Annotated in this window: 17 protein-coding genes; all 17 read left to right on the forward strand. The window is 72.5% G+C overall.

Translation table 11 applies throughout. From position 1 onward, the window contains the following. Positions 1-25: 25 nt before the first annotated feature. Positions 26-1,636, forward strand: a complete 1,611-nt coding sequence (locus ABT254_RS09375) for a PfaD family polyunsaturated fatty acid/polyketide biosynthesis protein (protein ID WP_351466002.1) — start codon at positions 26-28, stop codon at positions 1,634-1,636. After that, positions 1,633-3,483 (forward strand): acyl-CoA dehydrogenase family protein, encoded by a 1,851-nt coding sequence (locus ABT254_RS09380; RefSeq protein WP_351466005.1) that lies wholly within the window; start codon positions 1,633-1,635, stop codon positions 3,481-3,483. Before ABT254_RS09375 ends, ABT254_RS09380 begins: the two co-directional genes overlap by 4 nt. Further along, entirely contained in the window at positions 3,480-5,237 is a 1,758-nt protein-coding gene (locus ABT254_RS09385; protein WP_351466008.1) for an acyl-CoA dehydrogenase family protein, read from the forward strand. The genes ABT254_RS09380 and ABT254_RS09385 overlap by 4 nt, the downstream gene beginning before the upstream one ends. 7 nt (positions 5,238-5,244) lie before the next feature. Then, the gene (locus ABT254_RS09390; RefSeq protein WP_351466011.1) at positions 5,245-6,051 is read left to right on the forward strand and encodes a 4'-phosphopantetheinyl transferase family protein; all 807 of its coding nucleotides are present in this window, start codon (positions 5,245-5,247) and stop codon (positions 6,049-6,051) included. Between the two features lie 140 nt (positions 6,052-6,191). After that, positions 6,192-6,821, forward strand: coding sequence for an RNA polymerase sigma factor (locus ABT254_RS09395; RefSeq protein WP_351466014.1), 630 nt, complete (start codon positions 6,192-6,194; stop codon positions 6,819-6,821). Next, positions 6,818-8,233: an aldehyde dehydrogenase family protein gene (locus ABT254_RS09400; protein ID WP_351466017.1), complete on the forward strand. Its 1,416-nt coding sequence runs from the start codon at positions 6,818-6,820 to the stop codon at positions 8,231-8,233. The genes ABT254_RS09395 and ABT254_RS09400 overlap by 4 nt, the downstream gene beginning before the upstream one ends. Before the next feature lie 19 nt (positions 8,234-8,252). Further along, entirely contained in the window at positions 8,253-8,747 is a 495-nt protein-coding gene (locus ABT254_RS09405; protein WP_351466020.1) for a DUF4188 domain-containing protein, read from the forward strand. Continuing rightward, the gene (locus ABT254_RS09410) at positions 8,744-10,450 is read left to right on the forward strand and encodes an acetyl-CoA carboxylase carboxyltransferase subunit alpha (RefSeq protein ID WP_351466023.1); all 1,707 of its coding nucleotides are present in this window, start codon (positions 8,744-8,746) and stop codon (positions 10,448-10,450) included. The genes ABT254_RS09405 and ABT254_RS09410 overlap by 4 nt, the downstream gene beginning before the upstream one ends. Next, on the forward strand, positions 10,440-10,937 hold the full coding sequence (gene accB / locus ABT254_RS09415; protein ID WP_351466026.1) for an acetyl-CoA carboxylase biotin carboxyl carrier protein: 498 nt from the start codon (positions 10,440-10,442) through the stop codon (positions 10,935-10,937). Before ABT254_RS09410 ends, accB begins: the two co-directional genes overlap by 11 nt. An 18-nt stretch (positions 10,938-10,955) precedes the next feature. Next, positions 10,956-12,317 (forward strand): acetyl-CoA carboxylase biotin carboxylase subunit, encoded by a 1,362-nt coding sequence (accC, locus tag ABT254_RS09420; protein WP_351466029.1) that lies wholly within the window; start codon positions 10,956-10,958, stop codon positions 12,315-12,317. A gap of 16 nt (positions 12,318-12,333) precedes the next feature. After that, entirely contained in the window at positions 12,334-12,564 is a 231-nt protein-coding gene (locus ABT254_RS09425; protein WP_351466032.1) for a helix-turn-helix transcriptional regulator, read from the forward strand. Positions 12,565-12,649: 85 nt separating this feature from the next. Beyond that, on the forward strand, positions 12,650-13,114 hold the full coding sequence (locus tag ABT254_RS09430) for a cobalamin B12-binding domain-containing protein (protein ID WP_351466033.1): 465 nt from the start codon (positions 12,650-12,652) through the stop codon (positions 13,112-13,114). Beyond that, positions 13,114-14,391, forward strand: a complete 1,278-nt coding sequence (locus tag ABT254_RS09435; protein ID WP_351466036.1) for a methylaspartate mutase — start codon at positions 13,114-13,116, stop codon at positions 14,389-14,391. The genes ABT254_RS09430 and ABT254_RS09435 overlap by 1 nt, the downstream gene beginning before the upstream one ends. A gap of 193 nt (positions 14,392-14,584) precedes the next feature. Then, positions 14,585-15,529 (forward strand): transporter substrate-binding domain-containing protein, encoded by a 945-nt coding sequence (locus ABT254_RS09440; RefSeq protein ID WP_351466039.1) that lies wholly within the window; start codon positions 14,585-14,587, stop codon positions 15,527-15,529. Positions 15,530-15,619: 90 nt separating this feature from the next. Next, positions 15,620-16,519: a DMT family transporter gene (locus tag ABT254_RS09445; protein ID WP_351466888.1), complete on the forward strand. Its 900-nt coding sequence runs from the start codon at positions 15,620-15,622 to the stop codon at positions 16,517-16,519. Then, a complete protein-coding gene (locus ABT254_RS09450) occupies positions 16,516-17,559 on the forward strand; it encodes an aspartate-semialdehyde dehydrogenase (protein WP_351466041.1) in 1,044 nt (347 codons plus the stop codon). Before ABT254_RS09445 ends, ABT254_RS09450 begins: the two co-directional genes overlap by 4 nt. Then, complete coding sequence (locus ABT254_RS09455; protein WP_351466044.1) at positions 17,556-18,659, forward strand: amino acid kinase family protein; 1,104 nt, start codon at positions 17,556-17,558, stop codon at positions 18,657-18,659. The genes ABT254_RS09450 and ABT254_RS09455 overlap by 4 nt, the downstream gene beginning before the upstream one ends. Positions 18,660-18,663 lie beyond the last annotated feature (4 nt).

Genomic DNA, 18,663 nt, shown 5'->3' on the forward strand with positions numbered 1-18,663 from the left:
CCGGCAGGACTTAGGAGACGTACTGATGAGCACCGAACAGCCTCGGCCGCGGTGGAGTGGACCTGTCGCACCCGCGGTCGGCGACACCGGGATCCAGGAGGCGCTGATGCGCCTCGACGAGCCCGTCTACATCCTGCGCGGGCCCTACGGCCTCGGCGCCGCCGCAGGCGGAGGCGTGCGGCCCGGCGGAGAGCACGAGGTCGTCGCCGCCGTGCCGCCGCTCGGGCCCGAACGACTGGGCAGCGCCGCCTTCCTGGAGGCGTACGGGGTGCGCGAGGCGTACATGAGCGGCGCCATGGCGAACGGCATCGCCTCCGCCGACCTGGTGATCGCCATGGCCCGGGCCGGCTACCTCGGCTCCTACGGGGCGGCCGGGCTGCTGCCCGAGGCCGTGGAGAAGGCGCTGGTGCGCTTCGCGGCCGAGATCCCGGGGCTGCCGTACGCCTGCAATCTGATCCACAGCCCCAGCGAGGAGCGTCTGGAGCGCACCGCGGTCGACCTGTATCTGAAGCACCGGGTGCCGTGTGTGGAGGCGTCCGCGTTCCTGGCGCTCACCCCGCACATCGTGCGCTACCGGCTGGCCGGGCTGCGGGCCGGTGGGCCGCACGGGGTCGTCGCCGACAACAAGGTCATCGCCAAGATCTCCCGTACGGAACTCGCGGAGCTGTTCATGCGGCCCGCGCCCGAGCCGATGGTGCGGGCGCTGCTCGACGAGGGCGCGATCACCGCGGAGCAGGCGCGGCTCGCCGAACGGGTGCCGCTCGCCGACGACATCACCGTGGAGGCCGACTCCGGCGGGCACACCGACCGGCGCCCGCTGCCCGCGCAGCTGCCGGTGATCATCCGGCAACGGGACGGACTGATGCGGGAGTTGGGATACCCGGTGCGGATCCGGGTCGGGGCGGCCGGCGGCATCGGCACGCCCGAGGCGGCCTGGGCGGCCTTCGCGATGGGCGCCGACTATGTGGTGACCGGCTCCGTCAACCAGTCCTGCGTCGAGGCCGGCACCTCCGCGCAGGTCAAGGAGATGCTGGCCCAGGCCGACCTCGCGGACTTCGAGATGGCGCCCGCGGCGGACATGTTCGAGATGGGCGTGGAGCTCCAGGTCCTCAAGCGCGGCACGCTCTTCCCGATGCGCGCCCGGCTCCTCTACGAGCTCTACCGCGACCACGACGGCATCGACGCGATCCCGGCCGCGGCCCGCGCCCGTATCGAGAAGCAGCTCTTCCGGCGCCCTCTGGAGGACGTCTGGGCGGAGACCGTCGCCTACTTCGAGCGCCGCGACCCCGACCAGCTCGCCCGCGCCGCCGCCAGCCCCAAACGGCGGGCCGCGCTGATCTTCCGCTGGTACCTGGGCATGGCCTCGCGCTGGGCCAAGACGGGGGAGGCGGACCGGGCGGTCGACTACCAGATCTGGTGCGGCCCCGCGATGGGCAGCTTCAACTCCTGGGTCCGGGGCACGTATCTGGCCGCCCCGCGGAACCGCCGCGTCGCCGACGTCGCCCGCCACATCATGACCGGTGCGGCCTTCCACCAGCGCCTGTCCATGCTGCGGGCAGCGGGCCTCGCGCTCTCACCCGCGATCGCCGACTACCCGGTGCCGCAGCCCGACCCGGCCCTGGAGGTACGGCCATGACGGCCCCCTTCGCCGCCGCGGCGCTCCTCGACGAACTGCTCGGCGACCCCTGGCGGACGGACAACGTCTACGGCTTCGCGGCCGGTGTCGCGCGGGACCACCGCGGCGACTTCCCCCACGCCTTCGCCGCCCGCCTCGACTCCGTCGACTTCCCGCTCGCCCATCTGCCCCCGTCGCTGGGCGGCGCACTGCGCGGCCTGGACGACACCCTGCTGCTGGTGCGGGTGGCGGCCCGGCGCGATGCCGCGATCATGCCGGCCACCCTGCTGTCCTGCTCCGCCGTGATGACGGTGCTCGCGGCGGGCACTCCCGAGCAGGCGAAGACCGTCGCCGACTGGGTGCAGGAGGGACGGACGATCGCCTTCGCGCTCTCCGAGGAACGCTCGGGCAGCGACATCCTGGCGGGCGAGTGCCGCCTCGATCCGGCGCGGGACGGCGGCTTCCGGCTGACCGGCCGCAAATGGCTCGTCGGCCGGGGCGCCACCGCGGACGCCGCGGTCGTGGTGGCCCGCACGGGGGAGCGCGGCCCGGCAGCGTTCACGGCGGTACTGCTGGGGCCGGGCGAGATGCCCCGTGTACGGCGGCAGCCCGCGCAGCCCGTCACCGGAATGCGGGGCATCGACTTCGCCGACCTGACCTTCGACGGCACTCCCGTACCGCAGGAGGCGGTGATCGGGGACCTGGGCGGCGGCCTCGCGGGCGCGATGCGGGCTCAGCAGGTGGTACGGCTGCTCAGTACGGCGGCCTGCGTGGCGACGGCGGACACGGCGCTGCGCACGGCCCTGCGGTTCACGCGGGGGCGGCGGATCGGCGGCGTCCGGGTCGCGGACACCGCCCACGGCTCCCGCGAACTGGCCGTCGCCGCAGCCGAGTTGTTCGCGGCGGACCTCCTCTCCCTGACCGCCGCCCGCTACGCCCACCTCTCACCGGCGACGTTCGGCCTGTGCTCGTCGGTCGTCAAGCGCGTGGCCACCCGCCTGACGGCTTCCACGGTGGCCCGCTCCCGCTCCTTGCTGGGCGCCCGCGGAGTCCTGGCCCACGGCCCCGGAGCAGTCGTCGACAAGGCCCAGCGCGACAACACCGTCGTGGAGTCGATCGACACCAGCCCGCTCGGCGTCCTGCGCGCGGTGGCCCTGCAACTCCCGGGCTACGCCCCGACGTTCGCCCCCTGGGCAAGGCCCGCAGCCGAGTCTGACGGCATGCCCGAGCTCCCCGCAGCCGGATCCGGCTCTCCAGCCGTGCCCGCGGGCCCGGAGCAACCGGTCTCCGGCTCCGGGACCCCGGCCGGTCTCGACGCCCTCTTCGCCTTCGGTGAGCCGCTTCCCGGGCTCGATCCGGGGGCGCTCGACCTCTCCGCGCGGCCCAAGGACCTTGTGCTCCTCGGCTTTGCGGCGCAGGCGGAAGAACTCGCGCGGGACCTCATGGCACGTGGCGAAGACCGGGCCGCCGTCCTCGTGCGCAGTGTCCGTACCGCCCTCGCCGACACCTTTGCCACCGCCGCCGAGGCCCAGCGCGACCGGTCCCGTGGTCTTGGGGCCTCGCCCGAGTTGCTCGACCTCGCCGACAGGTGCTGCCTGCTGTACACGGCCGCCGCGGCCGCCCTCGCCTGGTATGCGCACCCCGAGCGCGGTCTGTACGGCGAGGAGCCCGCCGGGGCCGGGTGGCTCATCGCCGTTCTGGCCGTGCTGGTCGCCCTGGCCGAGGGGCGCGATCCCCGGCAGGCGGCTTCCGATCTGGCGCCCGCGGCCCGCGCGCTCACTTCGCTCGATCGCGCACGGCTCCTGTTCACCGCGTTCCCGGTCCAGCTGTCCGACGGACCGGCACCCGAGGAGGACGAGACGACATGACCGACCTCACCGCGCTGATGGCGGACCTGGAGCGGTACCTCGGCGACCCGTGGGACGCCGGCGGCCCCATGCCGTACCCGCGCATCCTCGACCTCGACGAACGCCAGGAGTACCCGCACGAGTTCGTGGACACCCTGGCCGCATGGGGCCTGTACGACTGGATCGTCCCCGCCGCCAACGGCGGCAGGGCCGTCCATGTCGAGGACGGCTTCAACCTCTACCGCCTCGTCGGCCGCCGCGACCCCACCTCCGCCACCGCCATGGTGCTGACCAGCCTCAGCTATATGCCGGTGTGGATCGCCGGCAGCCCCGAGCAGCGGCAGCACTTCGCCGACGCCATCCGCGAGGGCAGGAAGCTGGCCTGGGGGCTGTCCGAGCGCCGGCACGGCAGTGACGTACTGGCGAACGAGACCGTCGCCCGGCGTACCGACGGTGGCTGGCTGCTCAGCGGCGAGAAGTGGACCATCGGCAACGCCACCGTCGCCGCCACGGTCATGGTCTTCGCCCGTACCTCGGAGAAGGGCGGGCCCGGCGGGTACTCGGTCTTCGCCGTCGAGAAGGCCGGCATCCCGGCGCAGCAGCTGGAGCACCTGCGCGACGAGCCGCTGCACGGGCTGCGCGGCCTCGACATGAGCGGGGTGCGGCTCACCGACTGCTTCGTGCCGGACTCGGCGCTCGTCGGACGGGTCGGCCAAGGGCTCGAAGTCGCCCTGAAGAGCAGTCAGCTGGCCCGCGTCGCGATCTCCAGCATTGCCATGAGCTGCGTGGACACCGCCCTGCGCAGCACCCTCGACTTCGCCTCCCGCCGTGTCATCTTCGGCGGGACGGTACTCGAAGTTCCGTACTCCAAACGGCAGTTGGCGGAGTGCTTCGCCGAGCTGCTGATCGCCGACGCACTCACCACCGGCGCCGTACGCTCGCTCCAGCTCGCCCCCGCCCAGGCCAGCATCTGGTCCTCCGTCGTCAAGTACTTCGTGCCGACCCTGCTGGAGGAGACCCTCTCCCGGCTGACCACCGTCCTCGGCGCCCGCTACTACCTGCGCGACCACCCCCGCCACGGCATCTTCCAGAAGGTCCTGCGCGACTTCGCGATCTCCAACTTCGCCGACGGCAACACCGTGGTGAACCTCAAGAACATCGCCCTGCAGCTCCAGAACCTGCTCGCGAACGCCGTCGCACAGGAACCCGCCCCCGTGGCCGAGGCGGTCGCCGCCACCACCCGGCTCTTCGACCCGGCCCACCCGATGGACCCCTACGAGCCCGCCGCGCAGCAGCTCTTCAGCCGCGGCGGCGACGACTCCGTACTCGCCCTCCGCTCGGCCGTCGCCGAACTGCGCCGGGCGGCGGACGAAGCGCAGGGCCGTGAGGCGGCATGGCTGGCCGGCTGCGCCGACACCGCGGGGCAGCTCGCCGACGAAGTGCACCGCCTCGCCGACGAGCACGCCAAACTCCTCGCCGAACAGGGCCGGCAGGCCGGGCAGTCCGCCGAGCTGTACGACCTCGCCAAGCAGTACGCGGCCGTGTCGGCGGCAGCCGCCTGCGTCCACCTCTACCTGCGCGGACGCGACAGCTTCGCGCCCGCCCTGCGCTCACCGGCCGTCCTCCTGCTCTGCCTGGAGCGGCTGCTGCGGCGCTTCCACCCCACGCGCCGGGCGACCGGACCCGAGGACGTCGACGCCGTCGCCGAGGTCATGGCGGGCGCCCACCGCGAGGGGCTGCTGTTCTCCTTCCGTCCGTTCCAGGTGAGTTGGTGACCGGAAGATGCGTACGACCGAGGCCCCCGACACGTCGCGGGAGCGCGAGCCCGCCGGCGACCCGCTGGCCGAAGGCGCCGACGTCTGGCTTCTCGCCGAGGAGGACGTGGAACGGTTCGCCGAGGCCACCGGCGGCCTCGAACTGCTCACCGAGGAGGAGCGGGCCCGGCACGACCGGCTGCTCTTCCCCGCCGCCCGCACCCGTTTCCTCGGCGCCCGGCTGCTCTCCCGCCAGGTGCTGTCGCAGTACGCCGACGTGGCGCCGGGGGAGTGGCGGTTCGACAAGGGCCGGTTCGGGCGCCCGACCGTCCAAGGTGCCGACTGGGGGCTCGACTTCAACATCACCCACACCAACGGGCTGATCGCCGCCATCGTGGTACGCGGGCGTACCGCGGGTGTCGACGCCGAGAACACCCCGGCCCGCCCCGAGGCCCTCCAATTCGCGCCGAAGGTCTTCACCCCGCTGGAACAGGAGGTGCTGCGCCGCGACCGGGAGGACCAGCAGGGGCACGCCTTCGCGGACTCCTGGGTGGCCAAGGAGGCGTACACCAAGGCCACCGGCATGGGCATGGCCCGCGGCTTCGACGCCTTCTCCGTACACCGGCTCAGGGGCGGTGGGCTGGCCGTCGTCGACGACGAGATCCCGCAGGAGGAGCGGCCGTTGTGGCAGATCCAGGTGCTCCAGGTGTGGGACCGCTTCGCGCTCGGCATCGCCATCCGCGGCAGCGAGGACGAGCCGGGGCCGATCCCCGTACGGCTGCGTTCGGCCATGGCCGAGCTGTTGCCCAGGGCCCCCGCGGGCGGCCCCCGATGAGCAACTGCCCACTCCACGCTGTCCACTCCTGGTCTGACCGCTACCTGACGCCGTCATCCGTTTCCGGCCGTAACGCGCGGTGTGTTGCATGGAAGCCGGAGCCCGCTGCCGTGCGGGCGGTCGCAGACGGAGGACGAGCGATGCCGGCGAAGGGGAACGCGGAGCTGCTCGCGGGCTGTGCCCGTGGCGAGGCGGAGGCCTGGGACGAGACCGTGGGCCGCTACGGCCGGCTGGTCTGGTCGGTGGCCCGCAGCCACCGGGTGAGCCGGGTCGACGCCGAGGACGTGCGCCAGCTGACCTGGTTCCGGCTGATGCAGAACGCCGACCGCATCCGTGACCCCGACCGGCTCGGCGACTGGCTCGCCACGGTCGCCCGCCGCGAGGCCATCAAGGCGGCCACCCGCGACCGGCGTCTGGTCATGGTCGGCGACAGCGCCTCGCTGGAGCATCTGCTCGACCACCACGAGAGCCCGGAGCAGATCACCCTGCGCGCCGACCGCGGCCAGGAGGTGCTGCGCGCCCTCGACAGCCTCTCCGACCAGTGCCGCGAACTCCTGCTGCGGGCCCTTCAGGACCCGCCGGCCTCGTACCAGGAGATCGCCGCCGCGCTGTCCATGCCGGTGAGCTCGGTCGGACCGATCCGCACCCGCTGTCTGCGCCGGCTGCGGCGCGCCCTCGACCGGGACGGCACACCGGCCGCTTTCGACGAGGACTGCGCCCGCTGCCCCGTACGCACCCACGACAAAGCCGAAACCGAGGTGCCCAGGTGACCGCCCTCACCGCGTCCGAGACCCGGCTGGTCAGCCGGGAGATCACCACCGGTGAACCGCTCGGCGCCGTCGAGCTGTCCACCCCCGACCGCGTCACCGCCGCCGCCCGCCGGGCCGGCGCCGCGGCCCCCGCCTGGGCGGCCACGCCCGCCGAGGATCGCGCCGCGATCGTCGAACGCGCCGCCGACCTGCTGGTGCAGCGCGCCCAGCAGGCACAGGAGCTGCTGGTGCGGGAGGGCGGCGCGATCCCCGGCAAGGCGTTCTTCGAAGTGCACCAGGCCGCACAGGAGTTGCGGCACGGGGCGCGGCTGGCCCGGCATCCCGGGCTGCCGCACCCGCCCGCCGACGACCCCGACCGCGCGGCTGAGGTGACCCGCGTCCCGCTGGGCGTGGTCGGCGTGATCGTGCCCTGGAACTTCCCGCTGCTGCTCGCGGCCCGCTCCCTGGGCCCCGCGCTCGCCCTCGGCAACACCGTGCTCCTCAAGCCCGACCCGCACACCCCGCTCAGCGGCGGCCGCCTCTTCGCCGAGGCGTTCGCCGACGCGGGGCTGCCACCGCACGTGCTGGAAGTCGTGCACGGCGACGCGGAGGCAGGCTCGGCGCTGGTGCAGGCACCCGACGTGGCCATGGTGTCGTTCACCGGGTCGACCGAGGTGGGCCGCGAGATCGGGGCGCAGTGCGGGCGGCTGCTGAAGCGGGTCGTGCTCGAACTCGGCGGCCAGAACGCCTTCGTGGTGCTCGACGACGTCGACGTGGAGCAGGCCGCGGCCGCCGGGGCCTGGGGCTCCTTCCTGCACCAGGGGCAGATCTGCATGTCCGCCCGCCGTCACCTGGTGCACCGGTCCGTCGTCGAGCAGTACACGCAGGCTCTTGCCCGACACGCGGCCGCCCTGCGCATCGGCGATCCCTACCGCTCCGACGCCCAGATCGGCCCCGTCATCGACCGGCGTCAGCTCACGACCGTCGCGAACGCCGTCGAGCAGGCCGTCGCCCAGGGCGCCCGGCTGGTCACCGGGGGGCGTCCGCAGCCGCCGTACTACCCGCCGACCGTCCTCGCCGACGTCACCGAGCAGATGGACGTCTTCCACACGGAGGTCTTCGGACCGGTCGCCACGGTCACCGCCTTCGCGGACGACGCGGCGGCCGTCCGCCTCGCCAACACCAGCGACCACGGCCTGACGGCCGCCGTCTACACCGGCGACACGGCACGTGGAGAGGCCATCGGCCGTCAACTCCGGTGCGGTGTCACCCACATCGGCGACCAGACCGTCGTCCAGGACGCCGGCCTTCCCTTCGGCGGTATCGGCGCCTCCGGCAACGGCTCCGGCTTCGGCGGGCGGGCGAGCCTCGAGGCCTTCACCCGCTGGCGCACCCTCACCACCAGCACGCCCCCGCGCACGTACCCCTTCTGAGACTCCGATGGGAGCTTCCGTGGCAGCCAAGGTCGAGCTAGTGCCCCAGGTGGCGGACCCGCCCGAGGGAACCGTGGTGTTCCTCATCGGCATGCGGATCAACAGCTTCTGGAAGGTGCACCGCTGGCTGCCGTCCTTCACGGCGATGGTCCCGATGCTGGTCGAGCTCCACAAGCAGAAGGAGTACGGCTTCCTGGGCGCCCGCACCTGGATCGGCCGCACGGTCGTGGTGATCCAGTACTGGCGCTCCATGGACGAGCTGATGGCGTACGCGCACGACACGGACGCCGCCCACCGGCCCGCCTGGGGCCGCTTCAACCGCACCGTCGCCGACAACGGCGCGGTCGGCATCTACCACGAGGCGTATGTCGTCGACCCGGCGCGCACGCACACCGTCTACCGCAACATGCCGCCGTTCGGCATCGCCGCGGCCACCGACAGCCGGCCCCAGCGGGCCGTGCCGGTGCCACGGGAGCGCGGCAGCGGCAGTCGACAAGAGCGGAGCACAACGTGACGACCACACCAGGGCCCATCCGGGCCGGACAGGACGTCCAGTGGCGCCGGTGCGCGTCCTGCGGCGCGTACATCTACGGCAAACGACTCGACCGCAACCGCAAGGTGTGCCCCGAGTGCCAGTTCCACTTCCGCATCCCACCCGACGTGCGGATCGCCCAGCTCGCCGACGCCGGCAGCTTCGAGGCGTTCCCCGACAGCTACGCGCCGCGCGACCTGCTCGGCTTCCGCGACAGCAAGCCGTACCCCGACCGGCTGCGGGACGCCCAGTCCCGGACCGGGCGGCAGGACGCGGTGCTCGCCGGGCGGATGAGCGTGCGCGGCCGTCACCTGGTCGTCGCCGTACTCGACTTCACCTTCATGGGCGGCAGCATGGGCACCGTCGTCGGCGAGACCGTCGCCGCCGCGGCCCGCACCGCCCTCGCCGAACGCCTGCCGCTGCTCCTGGTCGCCGCCTCCGGCGGTGCGCGGATGCAGGAGGGCGCGCTGTCGCTGATGCAGATGGCCAAGACCTCCCAGTGGATCGCCGCCCTGCGCGAGGCCCGGGTACCGGTGATCAACCTCAACACCGACCCGACCTTCGGCGGGGTCAGCGCCTCCTTCGCGATGCTCGGCGACGTCGTCCTCGCCGAGCCCGGCAGCCTCCTCGGCTTCGCCGGGCCCCAGGTCATCCGCAACACCATCCGCCAGGAGCTGCCGGCCGGCTTCCAGAGCGCCGAGTTCCTCCTCGAACACGGCATGATCGACGCCGTCGTACCACGGGAGAGCCAGCGCGAGCAGCTGGCGCGACTGCTGATGCTGCTGGGCCCGTCCGTGCCCGAACTCCCCGAAGAATCCGGGGACCCGGTGCTCACCCACCCGGTTCCGACCACCCGCACCACCCGGGAGACCGTCGCCCTCGCCCGCGACATCCAGCGGCCCACCACCCTGGAGTACATCGGGTACGTCTTCGACGACTTCGTCGCCCTGCACGGCGACCGTGCCTTCGGGGACGACGAGGCGCTGGTCGGCGGCATCGCCCGGTTCGGCGGGCAGAGCGTCGTCGTCCTCGGGCACCAGAAGGGCCACGACACGGCCGAGCTGGTACGCAGCAACTTCGGCATGCCGAACCCCGAGGGCTACCGCAAGGCACTGAGGCTGATGCGGTTCGCGGACCGGTTCGGGCTGCCGGTGATCGCGTTCATCGACACCCCGGGAGCCTTCCCGGGCATCGGTGCCGAGGAACGCGGCCAGAGCGTGGCCATCGCCGAGTGCATCCTCGAACTGTCCCGGCTGCGCGTCCCGGTCGTCTCCGTCGTCACCGGCGAGGGCGGCAGCGGCGGTGCGCTCGCCCTCGGTGTCGCCAACTCCGTGCTCATCCTGGAGAACGCCTACTACTCGGTCATCAGCCCCGAGGGCTGCTCCACGATCCTCTTCGGCACGGCCGAGCACGCGGACCGCGCGGCCGACGCCCTGCGCCTGACCGCCTCCGAACTGCTGCGCCTGGGCGTCGTCGACGGCATCGTGCCCGAGCCGCCCGACGGAGCCCACACCGCACCGCACACCACCGCGCTGACGGTCAAGAGCGCCCTCGCGCGGACCCTCGCCCCGCTGCTCGACCTCTCCGGCGAGCAGCTCGTCGACGCACGACGGAGGCGGTACGACCGCTTCGGGGACCCCCAACTGCAGCCCGTAGTGGACTGGGAGACGCACGATGAGCACTGAGGTGACCACCACCAAAGCCGAGGACAGCACCGACATGACGGTGGAGGAACTACGGGCCCACACCCTGCGCCTCGCCGGTGAACTCCCCGGCACACTGAGGCGGATCACGCTGCGGGCCGGATCCCTCAGCGTGGACGTGGAGTGGGAGAACGCGCCGGTGCCGACGGCTCCGGCCGCCCCGGCCGTGCAGGCGGCCCCCGTGGCGGCGGCCGCCGCTCCGGAGCCGGAGACCGCCCCCGCCGACCTGGTACGGGTCACCGCGCCCCTCGTGGGCACGTTCTACCAGGCCTCCTCCCCGGGCGCGGAGCCCTTCGTCAAGGTCGGCGACACCGTGGAGGCCGGGCAGCAGCTCGCCATCATCGAGGCGATGAAGCTGCTCAACTCCATCACCGCCGAGGTCAAGGGCACCGTGCACGCCATCCACGTACAGGACGGGGACGTCGTCGAGTACGCACAGCCGCTCATCGACCTCGTCCCGGCCGGCTGAGACGAGGCGGACGACGACATGTTCGACAAGGTGCTCATCGCCAACCGCGGCGAGATCGCGCTCAGGATCATCCGGACCTGCCGCGACCTCGGGGTCCGCACGGTCGCCGTGTACTCGACCCCGGACGCCGACGCGCAGTTCGTGAAGGCCGCCGACGAGGCCGTGCACATCGGCCCCGGCGCCCCCACCCGCAGCTACCTCAACATCCCCAACATCATCGGCGCCGCCGTGAAGACCGGCGCCGAGGCCATCCACCCCGGCTACGGATTCCTCTCCGAGGACCCGTACTTCGCCGAGATCTGCGCGGACGACGGCATCACCTTCATCGGCCCGCCGCCGGACGTGATGGAGAACGTCGGCGACAAGGCCACGGCCCGCAAGCTCATGACGGCCGCGGGTCTCCCGCTGCTGCCCGGCACCACCGAGCCCGTCGACTCGGTGGAGGCGGCCGAGGAGATCGCGCGGGAGATCGGCTATCCGGTGATCATCAAGGCCGCGGCGGGCGGCGGCGGGCGCGGCATCACCGTCGTACGCCGGCCGCGGGACCTGCGCGACGCCTACACGAGGACAAGGGCCGGCGCCCTGGCGGTGTTCAAGAACAGCGCCGTCTACATCGAGCGCTACCTCACCGACACCCGGCACATCGAGATCCAGGTGCTGTGCGACGACTTCGACGGCGCCGTCCACCTCGGCGAACGCGACTGCTCCGTGCAGCGCCGCCACCAGAAACTGGTCGAGGAGTCGCCCGGCCCCGGCATCCCGCCCGAGCTGCGGGCCAGGCTCGGCGCGGCGGCCGTCGCCGGGGCGCGCGCCGTCGGCTACCGGGGCGCGGGAACGGTCGAGTTCCTGCTGGAGGCGGACCCGGAGGCGCAGAACGCCTTCTGGTTCATGGAGATGAACGCCCGGATCCAGGTCGAGCACCCGGTCACCGAACTCGTCACCGGCGTCGACCTGATCAGCGAACAGCTGCGCGTCGCCTCCGGCTCCCCGCTCACCGTCAAGCAGGAGGACGTCGAGGTCCGCGGCCACGCCATCGAGTGCCGTATCAACGCCGAGGACCCCGACCGCGGCTTCGCGCCCACACCCGGCCTGCTGGAGAACTACCGCACCCCGGGCGGCCCCTGGGTCCGCGTCGACACCGACTACGTGCCCGGATCCCGGGTCAGCCCCTACTACGACTCGATGATCGGCAAGCTCATCGTCTGGGGCCCGGACCGCGCCACCTGCCTGGACCGCGCCCTGCGCGCCCTGTCGGAGTTCGAGGTGTCGGGCCCCGGGGTCCACACCACGATCCCCATGCACCAGGAGATACTCGGCCACCCGGAGTTCCGCCGCGGGGGAGTCGCCACGGATTTCCTGGAGCGGCACTTCGCTCTTTAGACGCTCGGAGGCCGACATGTTCGGCGAAACCTGCGACATCTGCGCCATGGAAGTCGCGATCCTACGTCAACTGGAATGCGGCAGGTCCGACGAATTCATTTCCCGCAGCCTCGGCGTCTCCACCCGCACACTGCGCCGCTATCTGGCCGGAATGTGCGCGAAACTCGGCGTGGTGACCCGCTTCCAGCTGGGCGCGGCCGCCGCCCGGCTGGGCCTGCTCGGCGCCGTGGACACCCCGGACACCTGACGTATGGAAATTCCTGATCTCCGGTCCGGGAACTCCGTTGGGCGGCTTCTGTACTTTCGCCCGGGCGAATCCAAGAGTGATGGGTATGTCTCTCCGTATTGTCGTTTCCAGCGTTTCTTCCGACGCGCACATGTGGAATCTGGTCTATCTTCAGCTGCTGCTGGAGGAGGCCGGGCACGAGGTGACCAATCTCGGCGTGTGCCCGCCGGACGGGACCGTCATGGACGCCTGCCGCGGTGCCGACCGCCCCGACCTCCTGGTGCTGAGCACCGTCAACGGCCACGGCCACCTCGACGGTCTGCGCCTGATCCGTGCCCTGCGCCGCGATCCCGAACTGACCGCCCTGCCGGTGGTCATCGGGGGCAAGCTGGGCGTGCGGGGCGCGGACGCCGAGGAGGGGCGGCGGCTGCTCGACGCGGGCTTCGACGCCGTGTTCAACGAGTCGGACCAGCCGGCGGGGCGCACCCTGGCCGCCTTCGGCGACTTCCTCGCGGGGCTGGCCCAGACAGCGGCCGCAGGCGAGCCTCTCGTCGCCGGGGCGCCGCGCTGATGCCCCGCTTCGCCGACTTCGTCCGGACGGCGGCCGCGGCCGGGCGGCTGGTCGTGCAGCCGCGCATGGGTTTCGGTGAACTCGCCCGGATGCGGGCCGGGTTGAGCGCGGTGCGGGACTGCCGGGCCACCACGGTCGGCACCATCACGCTCGACAGCTACACCCGGGTCGGCGACTACGCCTCCGCTCGCCGCGCCCTGCGCGAGGGAGCCGAGCTCAACGGCTTCCCGCTGCAGGCCCACGGCGCGGGAACCGTGCGCGACCTGCTGCGCGAGGTCTCCGGTGCGGACTTCCCGGTCCAGGTACGACACGGTTCGCCGCTGCCGCTCGACCTGTTCCGCACGATGGTCGCCGCGGGCGTCGACGCCACCGAGGGCGGCCCGGTGTCGTACTGCCTGCCCTACGGCCGTGTCCCCCTCCCCGAGGCGACCGACAACTGGGCCCGCTGCAGCGAGCTCGCCGCGGCGGCCCCCGAGCCCATGCACCTGGAGACCTTCGGCGGCTGCATGCTCGGCCAGCTCTGCCCGCCCTCCCTGCTGGTGGCGCTCAGCGTCCTGGAGGCGATGTTCTTCCACGAGCACGGGCTGCGCTCGATCTCCCTCAGCTACGCCCAACAGGTGCACCTGGGCCAGGACCTGGAAGCCCTGGCCGCCCTGCGCCGCCTCGCCGGGGAGCACCTCCCCGGCGCCGACTGGCACGTCACCCTCTACACCTACATGGGTGTCTTCCCGCGCACCCCCATCGGCTCCTACCGCCTCGTCGAGGACAGCGTCCGCCTTGCGGTGCACAGCGGCACCGAGCGGCTCATCGTCAAGACGCCCGCCGAGGCCCGCCGTATCCCCGCGATCGAGGAGAACGCCGAGGCCCTGGAGTTCGCGGACGCCGTCGCCCGCCAGGCCGCCGCCGACTGCGCGGTCACCAAGTGCCCCCCGCCCACCGACACCGGCCTCCTCACCGAGGCCCGCACCCTGATCGGCGCCACCCTCGAACTGGGCCGCAGCGTCGGCTCCGCCCTGGTCACCGCCTTCGCCCGTGGCGTCCTCGACGTGCCGTACTGCCTGCACCGCGACAACGCGGGCGCCGCCCGAGCCGTCATCGACGAACAGGGCATGCTCAGCTGGTCGAAGGCGGGCGGCATGCCGGTCACGATCCGCGACACGGACACCGCATGCACCTCACCCCTCACGGCCGACCGCCTGACCACGATGCTCGCCTACAACGAACGCCGTTACGACCGCGAGGACCTGGTCGGCTCCCTCCTGCGGAGCGCGGCATGACCCCCCGCACCACAGCCGCCGCCCCGGCCGCCCCGGCGAACGGCCGGTGGCCGCTGGGCACCCGTGCCCGGTCCGGTCCGCCCGTGTGCTGTGCCGGTGCGGTGTGCGCGGTCGGGTCGACGGTCGGCCGGTCGTCGGTGGGGGCGGCTTGTGACGGCGGGGACTTGGTCGGTTCGCTGCCGCGGAGCGGGGCATGAGCGCCCGTACCGCCCTTGTCGGCACGCTGGCCGCCGTGCGTGCCCGCGGTGCCGTGCGGGCCCTGGTGTCCCAGGGGCAGCCCGGGCTCTCGCTGTGCGGCGCCGACGGGCGTTGGACCGGGCTGGACGCGGACATCGCCCGTGCGGTCGCCGCCGCCGTGCTGGGCGACCCGGAGGCCGTCGAGTGGCGTCCGGCCGGATCCGCCGCCCGGCTCAGCCAACTGGCCGCGGGGCGAGCCGATCTGACGGTCTGCAACGTCAGCTGGACCATGGGGCGCGAGGCCGCGCACGGGCTCCTCTTCGCCGGGGTCACCTGTTACGACGGCGAGGGGTTCCTCGTGCCCGCGGAATCCGGGTTGGAGGACCCCGTCCAGCTGGCGGGTCGGCGGCTCGCCGTGCACGCCGGTTCCACCTCGCCGGCCAACCTGGCCGCCTGGTACCGGCCGCGGGGTCTCGCCGTGGAGCCCGTCCCCTTCGACCGGCCCGCCGACGCGCTGCGCGCCTACGCCTCCGGCGAGTGCGCCGCGTACGTGCTCGACAAGGTGGCCCTGGCGGGGGCGCGACGAACCCTCCCCGACCCCGAGGCACACCGGATCCTGCCCGCCGAGATCTCCCGCGAGCCCATGGCCGCCGTGGTGCGGGACGACGACCCCGGCTGGTTCCGGATCTGCCGCTGGGTGCTGCAACTCCTGTTCGCCGCCGAGTACGAGAGCCACCGCACCGGCAAGGCCGCCCGCGAGGCCGTCGCCCGCCAGGCCGGACGGCACGGACCCGCCGCCGGCCTCGACGAGCGGTGGGCGGCCCGTGTCCTCGACGCCGTGGGCAGCTACGCCGACCTGTACGAACGCAACCTCGGCCGCGCCTCGGGCCTCGATGTGCCGCGCGGCCCCAACGAGCTGTGGACCAGAGGTGGTCTGCACTACGCCGTGCCCCTGCGCTGAGACGCGGATCCACCCGGAGAAGAGGTACCGACTGTGAGCACCCCCAGCCGTCAGCAGCAGACCAGAGGAGCCGTCGAACTCACCGCGGCCATGGTCCTGTCGGGCACCCTCGGCGTCTTCGTCGTCGAGTCCGGCCAGCCCAGCTTCAACGTGGTCTTCTTCCGCTGCGTCTTCGGCGCCGTCGCCCTCGCCGCGTACTGCCTGGCCCGCGGCCTGTTCAGGAACCACAACTTCACCCGCCGCACCTTCGCCCTCGCGGTCCTCGGCGGTGTGTGCATCGTCTTCAACTGGGTGCTGCTGTTCAGCAGTTACACCAGGACGTCGATCTCGGTGGCCACGGTCGTCTACCACACCCAGCCGTTCTACGTCGTGATCCTCGGGCTGGTCCTCTTCAAGGAGAAGCTCAACCGCCACCAGGCCGGCTGGATCGTCCTCGCCTTCCTCGGCGTGCTCCTGGTCGCCGACCTCACCTCCGCCGACGGCAGGAAGGGCGACGCCTACTTCCTCGGCGTCGGCCAGGCACTGCTCGCCGCGCTGCTGTACGCCTTCGCCACGGTCATCGCCAAGCACCTGAAGTCCGTACGGCCCGAACTCACCGCCCTCACCCAGGTGCTGGTCGGCATTCCGCTGCTCCTGCCGTTCACGGCTCTCGGCAAGACCGCGGGGCTCGGCGCCGACTGGGCCTGGCTGGTCGGACTCGGCGTCATCCACACCTGCCTGATGTACATCCTGCTGTACGCCTCGTACCAGAAGCTGCCCACCGCGAAGATCGCGGTCCTGTCCTTCGTCTACCCGGCGGTCGCCATCCTCGCCGACTTCACCGTGTACGGGCACCACATCACGCTCCTTCAGGCCCTGGGCGTCCCGCTGATCGTCCTGGCGGGCCTCGGCGTGAACCTCGGCTGGCGGCTGCTGCCGTCGGGAGGCCGCCGTACGCACGGGGACAAGGCGGCGGCACCCGCGCTCACCCGGATCGGAGAACCCCGATGACCTTCGTCAGCGACACCAAGGCGCCGACCATCGCCCTCGTCGGCGCGACCGGAGCGGTCGGCCACACCCTCATCGAGCTGATCGAGACCCGGGGCCTGCGCCACAGCGGCATACGGCTCGCCGCGTCCGCACGTTCGGCGGGGCGGCAGATGGAGGTCGACGGCCTCTCCTGCACCGTGGAGGACCTGGACGGCTTCGACTTCTCGGACGTCGACATCGCGTTCTTCTCCGCCGGTACGTCCGTCAGCCAGAAGTGGGCCCGGCCGGCCGCCGCCCAGGGCGCACTGGTCATCGACAACACCAACGCCTTCCGCATGGACCCGGACACCCCGCTGGTCGTCCCGCAGGTCAACGCGGACGTCCTCACCGGCCGCCCGGCGAGCGGCATCATCGCCAACCCCAACTGCTCGACCATCCCGCTGGTGCGGCTCCTCCAGACGGTCGAGCAGCGGTGGGGGATACGGCAGGTGGTCGTCAGCACCTACCAGGCGGCCTCCGGCCAGGGCCAGCACGGCATCGAGGAACTCCAGGAGGGCACCGAACTCGCCCTGCACGACCCCGACGCCGAACTGCCCGCGGAACGCTTCACCGCCCCGCTCGCCTTCAACGTCGTGCCGTTCATCGACCGGCTCCTGGACACCGGGTTCACCATGGAGGAGCAGAAGATGCTCCAGGAGTCCCGCAAGATCCTCGGCCTGCCGCACCTCGACGTCACCACCACCTGCGTCCGCGTCCCGGTCGTCAACTCGCACTCCGAGGCGGCGTGGGTGGAGGCCGCGGCCCCCGTCGACCGCGCCGAGCTGATCGACCGGCTGGCCGCCCTGCCCGAGGTCACCGTCCACGACCGGGACACCCCGGGCCGCTTCCCGACCCCGCTGACCGCGGGCGAACCGGACCACGTCCACGTCGGCCGGGTCCGGGTCGCCCCGCACAACCCGCGCGGCTTCTGGCTCTGGCTGGTCGCCGACAACCTGCGCATCGGGGCCGCCCTGAACGCCGTACAGATCGCCGAGACCGTTCTCGACCGGGGGTTGCTGTGACCGACGCTGCCATTCTGAAGTTCGGCGGCTCCACCTTCCGTACCCATGCCGCCTACGACAAGCTCGCGGCCGGCCTCGAAGCCCGGCTGGAGCGCGAGGGCCGCCGGCTGGCCGTCGTGGTCAGCGCCATGCAGGGGGAGACCGAACAGCTGCGGGGCCGGCTGCACGAGGTCAACGCCCACCCCGAGGACGCCACCCCGGCCGGCATGCTCGCCACCGCCGACCTGATCAGCGCCCACCTGCTCGCCACCGCCCTGCACCGCAGGGGCCGCACCGCGACCGTCCTGGCCGGCCACCAGATCGGCCTGATCACCAACTCGTCCTTCCTGTGGGCCCGGGTCATCGAGACCGACCCGGGACCGCTCGACAGGACCCTGGCCGAGTACGAGGTCGTCGTCGTCCCCGGCGGACAGGCCATCGACGCGCAGGGGCGGCCCACCTGGCTCGGCAAGAACAGCTCCGACCTGTCGGCGATCGCCGTCGCCCGCGCCCTCGGCGGCACCGCCTGCGAGATCCACTCCGACGTCGACGGCATCTACACCTCCGACCCGCACCTGGTGCGGGGCGCACGGCTGCTGCCGAAGGTCTCCTTCAACATGGCCGCCCTGATGTCCCTGTACGGGGCGAAGGTGCTGCACCGCAGGGCCGTGCAGCTCGCCCTGCGGCACGGCATCGAGATCGTCTGCCGCTACAACCGGGCCCCCTTCTCCCGCGGCACGACCATCAGCCGCGAGGGCGACCAGATGGCGGCGATCGTCTTCAACCAGCGCTCCGTGGTGCTCGGTTACGACTCCGACGACTGCGCCGACCTCGCGCACGGCGTCTTCCACGCGGCCGGCATCGACACCGTACGGCTGACCGAGAAACCGTGGGTCGCCGTCGTCGGCGGCTTCGTCGACCTGGAGGCCGTGCAGCGCCGCCAGAACCTCAAACCCGGCACCTACGTCGGTGTCCCGGTCGCCGAGATCCGCGGCTCCAAGGTCACCACGCACATCGCCGAGAGCGGCGAGGACGCCCTGCACCTCGCCCAGCGCCTGCACGACCGGATCGACCTGCCCGTCATGGAACCCGCACCAGAGCCCCACCTCGCCGGAGTGTGACCGC

Origin of the sequence: Streptomyces sp. NPDC001137 (genome assembly GCF_040298885.1) — a bacterium.
Taxonomy (GTDB): domain Bacteria; phylum Actinomycetota; class Actinomycetes; order Streptomycetales; family Streptomycetaceae; genus Streptomyces.